Genomic DNA, 12,875 nt, shown 5'->3' with positions numbered 1-12,875 from the left:
TTTTTTCCTCCTCCTTTCTGTTTGTCCCCCGCCATTTCCCCCCCCCCCCCCGCCCCCCCGGTCGGGGAGGCCGGCGCGTCGACCCGCCGCGGGAGGGCGCCCCTCCCCCCCCCCCCCCCCCAGGCACCGGCCCAGATGTCGTGGGCGAAGGCCGCCGAGGAGGCCAGGGTGAGCCCGGCGACCACGGCGAGGATGGTGGCGAAGGCGATCGCCGAGATCAGCGCGAACAGCACCACCCCGCCGGTGCTGCCGTTGCCGCCGCCGAGCACCAGGGCGAGCAGCGGGACGGCGGTGTTCCCGGCCGAGTTGGCGTGCCGCACCTCCGCCGAGCCGACCAGCGCGGTCGCGCCCAGGCCGAGCGCGATGGCCATCAGGTAGAAGCCGCCGACCAGGCCGATCGCCCACATCGTGGAGCGGCGGGCGGCCCGCGCGGTGGGCACGGTGTAGAAGCGGGACAGGATGTGCGGCAGTCCGGCGGTGCCGAGCACCAGGGCGAGGCCCAGGCTGAAGAAGTCGAGCCGGCTGGTGAAGGTGGCGCCGTACTTGAGGCCGGGTTCGAGGTAGCGCCGCCCGGCGCCGCTGTGCTGGGCGGCCTGGCGCATCAGCTCGCCGACGTCGCCGTGGAAGCGGACCATCAGCAGCACGGTGAGCAGCACCGAGCCGGCGATCAGCAGGAAGGCCTTGACGATCTGGATCCAGGTGGTGGCCCGCATCCCGCCGATCGTGACGTAGACGATCATCAGTCCGCCGACGGCGACGATGGTCCAGGTCCGGGCCTGGGCACTGTTGGTGCCGAGCAGCAGGGCGACCAGCGAGCCCGCGCCGACCATCTGGGCGACCAGGTAGAGCAGGGTGACGACGACGCTGGCGCCACCGGCCGCGGCCCGGACCTTGCGGCGGCGCAGCCGCAGGGCGAGCACGTCGGCGAGGGTGTACCGGCCGGCGTTGCGGACCAGTTCGGCGACCAGCATCAGCACCACCAGCCAGGCGACCAGGAAGCCGATGCTGTAGAGCACGCCGTCGTAGCCGTACAGCGCGATCAGCCCGGCGACGCCGAGGAAGGAGGCGGCGGAGAGGTAGTCGCCGGAGAGCGCGAAGCCGTTCTGCAGCGGGGTGAAGTCGCGGCCGCCGGCGTAGAAGTCCTCGGTGGCGCTGCCCCGGCGGCCGACCCAGAGGGTGATCGCCAGGGTGACCAGGACGACGACGGCGAACAGCGCGATCGCGAGGTCGTGGTGGTCGCCGGTGGGGGCGACGGGGGGCGGGGTGGCGGTCGTCATCGCGGTCGTCACCGCGGTCGTGATCGTGGTCGTCATCGCAGCTGGTCCTGGGTGTCCCAGCGCAGGCCCAGGGCGGCGCGGTCGCGCTTGGTCCGGGCGTTGCGGGCGTAGAGCCAGGTGAGCAGGAAGGTGGAGGCGAACTGCAGCAGGCCGAGCAGCCAGGCCACGTTGAGCGGGCCGGCCACCTGGCTGCGCATCAGGCCGGGGGCGGCGGCCTGCGCGGCGACGTACATCAGGAACCAGCCGAGGAAGGCTCCGCTGACCGGGAAGACGAACGACCGGTAGCTGCGGCGGATGTCCTGGAAGGCGTCGCTGCGCTGGACGGCCCGGTACACCTCGGTGCTGTCGGTGGCGGGCACCAGGGCCCGGGGGGCGGTCGCCGGTTCGACGGCGGGCTGGGCGGCGGGGGCAACGGCGGCCCGGACGGGCGCCCGCTCGGCCGGTACCGGCTGGACCGCGCGGGTGGGGGCCGACTGGGCCGGTACCGCCGGTTGGCCGGGCACGTCCGGCCGGTCGGCGGCGGTGGCGGCGGCCGGAGCGGCCCACCAGTCAAATCGCTGCCCCTGTCCGGGACTGCTCGTCTGCTGCTGTGGCACAACTGCTCCTGGACCGGCGGGCACTCTGACCCCAACCATGATGGTGGCCGCCGGACAGCCCCTCTGACCATTGCCGATACCTTCACTCGATGAGGTGATCGATCATCCGACAGACACTCATCCGACTACTGCTGCGTACCGGTGATCCCGTGTCGAAAGGCGTACGAGACCGCCTGCGCCCGGTCCCGTACCGCGGTCTTGGCGAACAGGTTGTTGATGTGCGTCTTCACGGTGGCCTGGCTGACGAACAGCCGCTGGGCGATCTCGGCGTTGGAGAGCCCCTCCGCGATCAGCGCCAGCACCTCCGCCTCCCGGGCGGTCAGCCCGTCCGGGAGCTCCCCCGGCCGCCCGGCCGGCTTCCCGGCCCCCGGCGCGGATCCGGCCGCAGGCCCTGAAAGCCTTTCCAGCAAACGGAGTTGGATCTGCGGCGAGAGCCCGGCCGCCCCCGCGCGGACGTCCGCGATCGCCCGGGCGATCTCCTCGCCACCGGCGTCCTTGGTGAGGTAGCCGCGCGCCCCGGCCTGCAGAGCGGGGAAGAGCGAGTCGTCGTCGGCGTAGGTGGTGAGCACCACGACCTCGGTCTGCGGGTGCGCGGCCCGGATCCGCCGGGTCGCCTCGACGCCGTCGACGCGCGGCATCCGCAGATCCATCAGCACCACGTCCGGGTGACACCGTTCCACCAGGGCGACGGCCTCCTCCCCATCCGCCGCCGCGCCGACCACCTCGATGCCGGGCAGCAGCCCCAGCAGCATCACGATGCCCTCGCGCACCACCGTCTGGTCGTCCACCACCAGCACCCTGGTGACTTCTGCCTCGCTCATGCGCCCGCCCCGCTTCGCTCGGCAGTCGCTTCGCGAAATCCGCACCTGCTGATGATGAGCTCGCCGCGCTCGCTCATGCCGGCACCTGCAGCAGCACGCGCCACCCTCCGTCCTCGGGGCCCGCCAGCAGGGTGCCGCCGAGCAGTTCCGCGCGTTCGCGCATCCCCAGCAGACCGTACCCGCTGCCGCTGGCCGCCAGCTCCCCGGACGGTTCGCCGCGCGGAGGGCGGGAGTTGCGCACCTCCAGCTCCACCGCCTCCGTCAGGTAGCGCAGTTCGACGGTGCACCGGGCGCCGGGCGCGTGCTTGCGGACGTTGGTCACCGCCTCCTGCGCGGTGCGCCGCACCGCAAGGGCGGCCTCGGCGGCGAGCGGTCGGGGCGTGCCGGTGACGGTGAGCGCGGCCCGCTCCCGCCCGGTCAGCTCCACCAGGAACTCACCGACCGGGGTGAGCTCGCCGCGCAGCGCGGACAGCGCCTGCCGGGTCTCGACCAGCCCGTCCTGGGCCATCCGCCGGGCGGCGACGACCCGCTCGCGGATCTGCCCGCGGTCGGTGCCGGCGTCCAGCATCAGCCGGGCCGCCTCCAGGTGGACGAGCTGCGCGGAGAGGCTGTGCGCGAGCACGTCGTGGATCTCCCGGGCGATCCTGGCCCGTTCGGCGAGCGCCGCGCTCTCCGCCTCGGCGGCCCGGGCGGCGCGCTCCTGGGTGAGCAGCTGGCGGGCGGTGCCGCGGGCCTCGACGTCCAGCCGCAGCAGGTAGCCGAGCAGGCCGAGCCCGCCGATGGTGGCGAAGATGCTCACCCAGCTCGCCCAGCTGGCGGCAGTGTACGAGCCCAGCGCGGCCGCCGCGGTGAGCAGGCCGGGCGCGGGCGGCAGCCGGACCACCCCGACCACGGCCAGCCCGCACCAGACGAAGTCGGCCAGCAGGTAGGCCTGCCCCCAGTTGGCCAGCCAGGCGCTGCCGAGCAGGGCGACGGCCAGGCCCAGCGAGAGCGCCAGGCGCTGTTCCCGGGTGGCGTAGAGGTAGCCGGTGGCCAGGGCGGCGACCCCGAGCAGTCCGGCCGCCACGACCACCACCGCCCAGCCCGCGTACTTGCCGCCGGAGAACGTCCCCCAGCAGACGACGACCAGCAGGACGGTGCGGCCGAGCAGGGAGAGGGCCCGCCGCGGCCATCTCCCGACCTCGCGCTCCAGCCCCTCGCGGGACGGCCAGCGGGTCCAGTACCACTCGACCACAGGTGCCTCCTCGACGTTCTCGGACAGCGGGCCCGGCAGGCCCCGACAGGGCGGTCAGCGCGGTACGGCGGCCTGTTGCGGCAGGTCCAGGGCCCGTGCCCGCCAGTTCACCACGAACGAGCGGGTCAGCAGCAGGACCGCCAGTCCCAGCAGCAGCGCGCTGCCCGCCTGGTGGACGTGCAGTGCCGCGCCGATGCCGTACAGGGCGAGCCGGATGGCGAGCATGCCGACCCAGGCGGCCACCGTGGCCTTGGTGCCCTTGGCCCAGACCGAGCCGTCCCCGGCCCGCCACAGCCGCACGGTCCAGCCCCAGACGGAGCCCATCGCGACCACCGCCGCCAGGCCGCACCCGACCAGGGTGGCGGACAGCGCGGTGTGCTGGTGGTCGATGAGCTGCGGGTCGCGCAGTGCGAGCACGCCGAGGATCAGCGGCAGCAGCCAGAAACGACGCTCGGTGTCCAGGCGCTGGGCGCGCATCTGGCGCTGGACCACGAGGACCATCACCGCGATGATCACGACGATGTTGACGAGGGCGGTCATCGGACTTCTCCGTCCCGACAGGAGGCTTGTACTGACCTCTCCGACGCTACGGATCCGGCGCCCCCGGTTGATCGGCGCCGGGGTGGACCACAGGTGGAACCGGCAGCACGAGGGCCCTCCACCCGTGGGTGGAGGGCCCTCGTGCCGGAAGGATCCGAAGGCCTCAGGCGTCGATGCGGGAGCGGTCCAGGGTGGCCGCCGAGTCCACGATGAACTCCTTGCGCGGGGCGACGTCGTTGCCCATCAGCAGGTCGAAGATCCGCTCGGCCTGCTCCAGGTCGCCCAGGTTGATCCGGCGCAGCGTGCGGTGGCGCGGGTCCATGGTGGTCTCGGCCAGCTGGTCGGCGTCCATCTCGCCCAGGCCCTTGTACCGCTGCACCGGCTCCTTCCAGCGCTGCCCCTTGCGCTGGAACTCCAGCAGGGTGGAGCGCAGTTCGGCGTCGGAGTAGGTGTAGTGGTACTTCTCCTGGCCGCGCTTGGGGCTGGTGAGCTCGATCCGGTGCAGCGGCGGCACGGCGGCGAAAACCCGGCCCTGCTCGACCATCGGCCGCATGTAGCGGTGGAACAGCGTCAGCAGCAGGGTGCGGATGTGCGAGCCGTCGACGTCGGCGTCGGCCATGAAGATGACCCGGCCGTAACGGGCCTGGTCGATGTCGAAGGTGCGGCCCGAACCGGCCCCTATCACCTGGATGATCGCGGCGCACTCGGTGTTCTTGAGCATGTCGCTCACCGAGGCCTTCTGCACGTTGAGGATCTTGCCGCGGATCGGCAGCAGCGCCTGGAACTCGGAGTTGCGGGCGAGCTTGGCGGTGCCGAGCGCGGAGTCGCCCTCGACGATGAAGAGCTCGCTGCGGTCGACGTCGTCACTGCGGCAGTCGGCCAGCTTGGCCGGCAGCGAGCTGGTCTCCAGCGCGGTCTTGCGGCGCTGGGCCTCCTTGTGCTGGCGGGCCGCGACCCGGGTGCGGGCGGCCGCGACGACCTTGTCCAGCACGGCCCGGGCCTGGAGCTTCTGGTCCTTCTTGGCCGAGGTGAGGAAGGCCTTGAGCTCCTTGGCGACGACGGCGGCGACGATCCGGTTGGCCGCCGAGGTGCCGAGCACCTCCTTGGTCTGGCCCTCGAACTGCGGCTCGGCGAGCCGGACGGTGACCACCGCGGTGAGGCCCTCGGTGGCGTCGTCCTTGGTGATGTCGTCCTCGGCGACGCGCAGCAGCTTGGCCGCGCGCAGCGCCTCGTTGACGGTCTTGGCCAGCGAGCGCTCGAAGCCGGTCATGTGGGTGCCGCCCTTGGGGGTGGCGATGATGTTGACGAAGGAGCGCAGGGTGGTGTCGTAACCGGCGCCCCAGCGCAGCGCGATGTCCACGCCGAGCTGCCGGGTGACCTCGGTGGGGGTCATGTGGCCGAGTTCGTCCAGGACGGGCACGGTCTCCTTGAAGGTGCCCTCTCCGCGCAGCCGCAGCACGTCGCAGACCGGCTTGTCGGGCGCCAGGAACTCGCAGAACTCGGCGATGCCGCCGTCGAAGCGGAAGACCGACTCCTCGACCTGCTCGCTCTCGGTGAGCCGCTCGTCACGCACGACGATGGTCAGGCCGGGGACGAGGAAGGCGGTCTGCCGGGCGCGGCTGTGCAGGTGCTCCAGGGAGAGCCGGGCGTCCTTGAGGAAGATCTGCCGGTCGGCCCAGTAGCGGATCCTGGTGCCGGTGCGGGCCTTGGGCACCTTGCGGGCTCTGGTCAGGCCGTTGGCGGGCTCGAAGGGCGCGTCGGGGCTGGCCTCGGTGAAGATGCCGGGGGTGCCGCGGCGGAAGCTGATCGCGTGGGTGTGTCCGCTGCGGTCGACCTCGACGTCCAGCCGGGCGGAGAGGGCGTTGACCACGGAGGCGCCGACGCCGTGCAGGCCGCCGGAGGCCGCGTAGGAGCCGCCGCCGAACTTGCCGCCGGCGTGCAGCTTGGTCATCACGACCTCGACGCCGGACAGCCCGGTCTTGGGCTCGACGTCGACCGGGATGCCGCGCCCGTTGTCGCGGACCTCGACCGAGGAGTCCGGGTGCAGCAGGACCTCGATGCGGTCGCAGTAACCGCCCAGCGCCTCGTCGACGGAGTTGTCGATGATCTCCCAGAGGCAGTGCATCAGGCCGCGGCTGTCCGTCGAGCCGATGTACATGCCGGGGCGCTTGCGGACCGCCTCCAGGCCCTCCAGGACGAGCAGGTGCCGAGCGGTGTAGTTGGAACCGTCGTCGCCGGCCAGCAGTGCGGACGGCACGGTCGTTTCGGCACTCACGCGGCACTCTCCTCGGTGAAGTTCTGTCTCATCGGTCACATCCGGACGCATCCGGACCATCCGCCAGTGCAGCACGCCGCACCGACAGTCGTCGCCCGGTGTGCTCGCACCCCTCCGCTGGGTGCACAGCACGGCGGGCCGCTCCCGCGCAGCTTGTACGCGCTGCGCGAACAAGGACCGCTCCGGTATCCGGACCCCGGGGCGCCATCTCCTCCCGGTACCACCGGTCCTGGCGGATCGTGGGGCCTGGCACAGGCTCCGGAACTGCCGTTATGCAGGCTACCGGGGCCCGGGGCGGGGCTTATGCTCCAACCCGGCAGAGGATTATGCTACGCGGACCTCGCACCCGGTCCCGATCGGGCGTTCGAGGGACGGGCGGATCCTGGGATTCGGTACGCATGAACCACCGGCCCCCGGGGCACGTCCTCATCAACACAGCAGAATCCTCAGAGAAGAAAAGCCACGAGCGGGAACGTTTTCGGCCTGGTTGGATGTTGACCCTGGTACGACAGCTCGTCGAGCTAGAGAAGAGGCGACGTGACTACTGTTCTGACACCTGCGAGCCCGCTCACCGCGGCTGACCGCTGCGACCGCTGCGGCGCCCAGGCCTACCTGCGCGTCGTACTCGCCAGCGGCGGAGAGCTGCTCTTCTGCGCCCACCACGGCCGGAAGTTCGAGCCCGAGCTCAAGAAGATCGCCGTGGAGATACAGGACGAGAGCGGCCGTCTCAGCGGCACCGCCAACGCCACGGCCGCCGAAGAAGAGCGCTGATCCAAGGCGCCACACCAGCAGTCGGCGTCGAGCTGTGTATCCGGTCGCGCACTCCGCGCGACCGGTGAGCCGGGCGACAGGTCCCCTCGGGAACCGGTCGCCCGGCTCTGCTGTTCACGGAGACCGGCACGCTCCGCAGCGATGTGACGTCAGAACGTGACCAGTTGGTCACCGGCAACGGCCCGGGCGGCCCTCACAGCACCGAGCGCACCGCGTCCGCGACGGACGCCACCCTGGTGTAGACGCCCGGGTGGGCCGCCTCGGCGCAACCCGTCCCCCAGGAGACCAGGCCGACCAGTCGGCCGCCGACGACCAGCGGGCCGCCGCTGTCGCCCTGGCAGGCGTCCTTGCCGCCCTTCTCCTCACCCGCGCACACCATGCCCCGGGCGTCGAACTTGCCGTCCGGCCCGCCCGGGTAGGCCTGCGCACAGGTCTGGTCCGCGATGATCGGCACCTCCACCCCGCGCAGCGTGGGCGAGTAGTCACCGCGCCCGGTGGTGTCGCCCCAGCCGAAGACCCGCGCGGCGGTCCCGGCCGCGTACGGCTCGGTCTCGCCCTGGCCGACCAGGTCGATCACCGGCCGGGAGTCCTGGGGGTCGGCGAGGGTGAGCACGGCGACGTCGTTCAGGTTGGCGGTGAAGGAGTAGTCGGGGTGGATCCACACCGACCGGACGGGCACCTCGCGGCCGGCCGAGCTGCGCATGTCGTCCCGGCCGATGACGGCCTTGAGGCCCGGCCGGTCCACCTTGGCGCCCCTGGACTCGTCGTAGAAGCAGTGCGCGGCCGTCACCACCTTGGTCGGCGTGACCAGCGCTCCCCCGCAGAACTGGCCGGAGCGGCCGCTGCCGAACTGCTGGCGGCTGGACAGCGCCACCACCCACGGGTGGTCGACGGTGGTCTCGGCGGTGCCGCCGACCACCCGGCGCTGCGCCCCGGCCGGACCGGCCGCGCCGAGCGCGACCAGCGGGACGGGGACGGCGGCCAGCAGTGCCAGCACGGCGGCCCGTCGGCGGCGGCCCGCACGGGCGGCCGCCGGGCTCGCCGGGGGCGGGGCGGGGGTCGGCAGGGCAGCGCGGTCCGGGTTGGGCAGCACCGTGACTCCAGTCGGCTCGGCAGCAGGCAACCGCCACAGCGTAGGTGATCGACTACACGGTGCGACCGATTCCCGTCGCACCGCCACCCGGACGAGGGACAACGGCCACCCGGACGCTGACCCGCCCGGGCCCGGACAGCGGCGAAGGCCCGGAGCCGTGGGGCTCCGGGCCTTCGTCACACGCTTGCCGTACCGGCCTGATCAGTCCAGGTAGTCACGCAGCACCTGGGAACGCGACGGGTGGCGCAGCTTCGACATGGTCTTCGACTCGATCTGGCGGATGCGCTCACGGGTGACCCCGTACACCTTGCCGATCTCGTCGAGCGTCTTCGGCTGACCGTCCGTCAGGCCGAAGCGCATCGAGACCACGCCGGCCTCGCGCTCGGAGAGGGTGTCCAGCACGGAGTGCAGCTGCTCCTGGAGCAGGGTGAAGGAGACCGCGTCGGCCGGGACGACCGCCTCGGAGTCCTCGATCAGGTCACCGAACTCACTGTCGCCGTCCTCGCCGAGCGGGGTGTGCAGCGAGATCGGCTCACGGCCGTACTTCTGGACCTCGATGACCTTCTCGGGGGTCATGTCGAGTTCCTTGGCCAGCTCCTCCGGGGTGGGCTCGCGGCCCAGGTCCTGGAGCATCTGGCGCTGGACCCGGGCCAGCTTGTTGATGACCTCGACCATGTGCACCGGGATGCGGATGGTGCGGGCCTGGTCGGCCATGGCGCGGGTGATCGCCTGGCGGATCCACCAGGTGGCGTAGGTGGAGAACTTGTAGCCCTTGGTGTAGTCGAACTTCTCGACCGCACGGATCAGACCGAGGTTGCCCTCCTGGATCAGGTCCAGGAAGAGCATGCCGCGGCCGGTGTAGCGCTTGGCCAGCGAGACCACCAGGCGGAGGTTGGCCTCCAGCAGGTGGTTCTTGGCGCGGCGGCCGTCCTCGGCGATGATCTCCAGCTCGCGCTTGAGCTTGGGGGCGAGCTTGTCGGCGGCCGAGAGCTTGTCCTCGGCGAACAGACCGGCCTCGATGCGCTTGGCGAGCTCGACCTCCTGCTCGGCGTTGAGCAGCGGGACCTTGCCGATCTGCTTCAGGTAGTCCTTGACCGGGTCGGCGGTGGCACCGGCGACGGCGACCTGCTGGGCCGGCGCGTCGTCCTCGTCGTCGTCGGAGAGCACGAAGCCCTGCGACTCCTCCTCGGGCTCCGCCTCCTCGCCCGCCTTGTCGCCGGGCAGCGCGACGTCCTCGAGCAGCTCCTCCTCGCCGATGAGCTCCTCGTCGCCCTTGCCCGCCTTGGCGGCGGTCTTCTTGGCGGCGGTCTTCTTGGCCGGCGCGGCGGTCTTCTTGGCCGCGGCCTTCTTGGCCGGGGCGGCCTTCTTCGCCGCGACCGCCTTCAGCCCGGAGGCGACCCCGGTCGTCTCCGAGGTGATCTCGGCGGACACCGTGGGGGCGGACGCCGTGGCGGCCGCCACGGCCGGGGCCGCGACGGGCGCACCGGGCGCGATCCGCACGGGCGGCTTGGTCGGGGCCGTGGGGGCGGCCGGGCTCCGGGTGGTGACAGCCTTGGTGGCGGTGCGCTTGGTGGGGCTCTTGGCAGCAACGCTCTTGCGCTTGGCGCCGGCCGGTTCGGCCGCGCTGACCATGAGGTCCACCCCCTCCTCAATCAGCACCTGGTTGAGGCTGCGCATGACGTTCTTCCACTTGGTGACCGGGATCTGGTCCGCCTCGAACGCCTGGCGCACGTCGTCACCGGCGATCTGCCCCTGGGCCTTGCCCCGCTCGATGAGCGCCAGCAGAGCTGCGGACTCGGCGATCTCGGGGGGAAGCGAACGGGATGTGCTGGCCGACACGAACAACCTCTCGGACGATGAGTGGACTCGAACCCGTACCGGCCGCCCGAGCGGGCGGGGAAGGAAATCGCGCGTCGGGCGCGCGGTGTCGATTCCGACCGACTCGGGCTTGAGGACTGGGTTTGCAGGACGGCAGCAGCGCCGCGGACCAACACAGCATTGTGACATGTTGAAGTATTCCGGAGCTGCTCCCGCTCAGGAGACATCGCTGCTACTCGTCAAGTGTTACGCATGGCCTTCGTGTCGCGGGTCACACCACTCGGCGCCCGCGGCCACGGGGCCGGAATCCATCATCGCGCACTCGCACCGAAACCCGTTGTCATGGACGGGGCATCAAACGTTCGGGTCGGACCGCCGACATGCAGAAGCCCTCCGGCTGCGCCGCGCGGGTGCGGCCGGAGGGCCCTGGAGGAACGGAGGACGGACGGGGCGCCCGCTCACCGGAACGGCCCGCTCAGTGCTCCCGAGGGGCGGGGACGGACGGCTCGATCTCGGGGTGGACGGTGAGCAGCGCCCGCATCGCGGCCTCCCCCGCGGTGCCGTCGCCGGTGCCCAGCGCATCCACCAGCCTGGCGTGCAGGCTGACCGAGGACTCGGAGGCGCGCTCGCAGGAGATGGCCGGCCCGCCCGACACCTGCAGCGCGCCGGCGACGATCCCGGACAGGTGCTCCAGCATCCGGTTGCCGGCCATCTGGAGGATCAGGCCGTGCAGCTCGGCGTCGGCCCGGGCGTAGGTGGAGAGGTCGGCCTGGGCGGCGGCGTGGCCCATGATCTCGACCAGCTCGACCAGCCGCTGCTGGACGTCCTCCCGGCCGTGGCCGGCGGCGAGCCGGGCGGCCAGCGGCTCGATCGCCCAGCGGAGCTCGAACAGCTCCCGGCGCTGCTCGTCCCGCTGCGGGCCGAAGGCGCGCCACTCGATGATGTCCGGGTCCAGCAGGTTCCAGTCGGCGACCGGACGGACCCGGGTGCCGACGTTCGGCCGGGCGCTGACCAGGCCCTTGGCCTCCAGGACGCGCAGCGACTCGCGGACGACTGTGCGGGACACCTCGAACCGCTGGCCGATCTCCTCGGGCACGAGCGGACGGTCGGCGCCCAGGTCGCCGGAGACGATCATCTGGCCGAGCTGCTGGACCAGCTGGCCGTGCAGACCGCGGCCGCGGCTACTGGTGGTCTTGCGGCCGACCCGGGCGAGATCGGACTCGGCGCCCTCCCAACGGGGCGCCGGCGGAGTCGGCCGGTCGGCGTACGAGAAGCGGTCCAGATCGCCGGGGCCGTGGATGGGTCCGTCGGCGGAACGGGCGGGGGTCATGGTGGGGTGCGCAAGGGTACTCACAGCTCCTTTGTCGGCGATCGGCGGGCGCAGCTTGAGAATTCTCGTGAAAAGCACACGAAAGGGTGATCGACCGCGACTGGATAATTGACTTCTTATCAGGAAGAACCGCGCATTACGGTCACTGCTGGTCGATCTTGATGCTTCGGCGCGGCCGCCCCCTCGGCGCCCGGCGTCAGAGCGCGCGCCGCCGGACCTGCACCAGGAGCGCCGCGAGCAGCAGGACGGCCGCGGGCGCCGCCACCGCCGCGAGCAGAGCCGGATCCGTCAGCGCCGCGCTCCCAGCCACCGCCTCGTGCTCCCCGCGGTAAACCCAGCCGTAGGCCCATTCGACGCCGGACTGGAACGGCAGCAGCTCGGCCGCACGGGTCGGCCACGGCCTGCCGGTCTCCCGCAGCAGCAGCGCCACACCGGACTCCAGCAGCGGCGGCAGCGCGCACAACAGCAGCACCCCGACCGAGGCGCTGCGGGTCAGTGACGTCGTCAGCACCCCGGTCCAGCCCGCCACGACGGTCAGCAGGACGAAGGCCAGCAGGGCCGCCGGCGCCCCGTGGCCGGCCGCCAGCGCCACCGGAGCGAACACGCCCGGCAGGTCGGTCAGGCCCGGCAGGTCGGCCAGGCCGGACAGCCCGGTGGCGGCCAGCGCCTGCGACACCTGGTCCGACAAGGCCGAGGGCTCCGCCCAGGCGGCCACCGTCACCCCTCCCGGCAGCGCCAGCTGCACCGCCACCGCGTCGAGGAGCAGGGTCGCCAGCGCCAGCAGCCCCGCGACGGGACCGACCACCAGCAGCTTGGCCAGCAGCAGTCGCACCCGCCGCGGGTACGACACCTGGGAGGCCGGCAGCCCCGGGTGTCGCACCTCGTGCCCGTACGAGAGCGCGCCCAGCACGCCGGCCCCGAACGCGGCGAACGGTAGCGGGATCAGCGGTACGGCGGCGGTCAGCAGCCGCACCCCGGCCGGGACGGCCAGCGGGCCGGCCGGGGCCTGGCTCGCCAGGACGGCGGCCGTGACGGCGTCGCACAGCAGCACGGCGGCGAGCAGCAGCCAGGTGGAACGCAGGCCGCGCAGGCGGCGCAGCTCGTAGGCCAGGACACGCAC

Annotated in this window: 11 protein-coding genes; 1 reads left to right on the top strand and 10 read right to left on the bottom strand. The window is 72.3% G+C overall.

What is annotated here, in order from left to right; all coding sequences use genetic code 11:
• The 6 genes from AC07BF_RS23515 to AC07BF_RS23490 all read right to left on the bottom strand — a co-directional run.
• Positions 1–1,277, bottom strand: a 1,277-nt coding sequence (locus AC07BF_RS23515; RefSeq protein ID WP_478333877.1) for a solute symporter family protein, incomplete at its 3' end; no start/stop codon positions are given.
• A 32-nt stretch (positions 1,278–1,309) separates the two neighbouring features.
• Entirely contained in the window at positions 1,310–1,873 is a 564-nt protein-coding gene (locus AC07BF_RS23510) for a DUF485 domain-containing protein (protein ID WP_478333874.1), read from the bottom strand.
• Positions 1,874–1,998: 125 nt separating this feature from the next.
• Positions 1,999–2,694 carry a response regulator gene (locus AC07BF_RS23505; RefSeq protein ID WP_400988762.1) on the bottom strand — a complete coding sequence of 232 codons (696 nt, stop codon included), beginning with the start codon at positions 2,692–2,694 and terminating at the stop codon, positions 1,999–2,001.
• Between the two features lie 73 nt (positions 2,695–2,767).
• On the bottom strand, positions 2,768–3,928 hold the full coding sequence (locus AC07BF_RS23500) for a sensor histidine kinase (RefSeq protein WP_363584507.1): 1,161 nt from the start codon (positions 3,926–3,928) through the stop codon (positions 2,768–2,770).
• 54 nt (positions 3,929–3,982) lie between these two features.
• Positions 3,983–4,468: a CcdC protein domain-containing protein gene (locus AC07BF_RS23495; protein WP_400988761.1), complete on the bottom strand. Its 486-nt coding sequence runs from the start codon at positions 4,466–4,468 to the stop codon at positions 3,983–3,985.
• Positions 4,469–4,631: 163 nt separating this feature from the next.
• Positions 4,632–6,743, bottom strand: coding sequence for a DNA gyrase/topoisomerase IV subunit B (locus AC07BF_RS23490; RefSeq protein ID WP_363584511.1), 2,112 nt, complete (start codon positions 6,741–6,743; stop codon positions 4,632–4,634).
• 537 nt (positions 6,744–7,280) lie between these two features.
• On the opposite strand from AC07BF_RS23490, the gene AC07BF_RS23485 reads away from it, so the two are divergent.
• Entirely contained in the window at positions 7,281–7,514 is a 234-nt protein-coding gene (locus AC07BF_RS23485) for a DUF7455 domain-containing protein (protein WP_363584513.1), read from the top strand.
• A gap of 193 nt (positions 7,515–7,707) precedes the next feature.
• Here the strand turns inward: AC07BF_RS23485 and AC07BF_RS23480 are convergent, their stop codons facing one another.
• From AC07BF_RS23480 to AC07BF_RS23465, 4 genes are all read right to left on the bottom strand, one after another.
• The gene (locus AC07BF_RS23480) at positions 7,708–8,511 is read right to left on the bottom strand and encodes a S1 family peptidase (RefSeq protein ID WP_478333876.1); all 804 of its coding nucleotides are present in this window, start codon (positions 8,509–8,511) and stop codon (positions 7,708–7,710) included.
• A 297-nt stretch (positions 8,512–8,808) separates the two neighbouring features.
• Entirely contained in the window at positions 8,809–10,446 is a 1,638-nt protein-coding gene (locus AC07BF_RS23475) for an RNA polymerase sigma factor (RefSeq protein WP_363584517.1), read from the bottom strand.
• 454 nt (positions 10,447–10,900) lie between these two features.
• Positions 10,901–11,833: a FadR/GntR family transcriptional regulator gene (locus tag AC07BF_RS23470; RefSeq protein ID WP_363584519.1), complete on the bottom strand. Its 933-nt coding sequence runs from the start codon at positions 11,831–11,833 to the stop codon at positions 10,901–10,903.
• Between the two features lie 118 nt (positions 11,834–11,951).
• Complete coding sequence (locus AC07BF_RS23465) at positions 11,952–12,875, bottom strand: hypothetical protein (RefSeq protein WP_400808525.1); 924 nt, start codon at positions 12,873–12,875, stop codon at positions 11,952–11,954.

The sequence above is a fragment of the Kitasatospora sp. NPDC043950 genome (genome assembly GCF_056435345.1).
Note: the sequence above shows the minus strand (reverse complement) of the source record. Positions and strands in the feature narration are given on the sequence as shown.

What these genes read in the sequence shown, in the direction of transcription:
- AC07BF_RS23505 (WP_400988762.1), bottom strand. Translation starts at nt 2,694, where the DNA reads ATGAGCGAGGCAGAAGTCACCAGGGTGCTGGTGGTGGACGACCAGACG.
- AC07BF_RS23495 (WP_400988761.1), bottom strand. Translation starts at nt 4,468, where the DNA reads ATGACCGCCCTCGTCAACATCGTCGTGATCATCGCGGTGATGGTCCTC.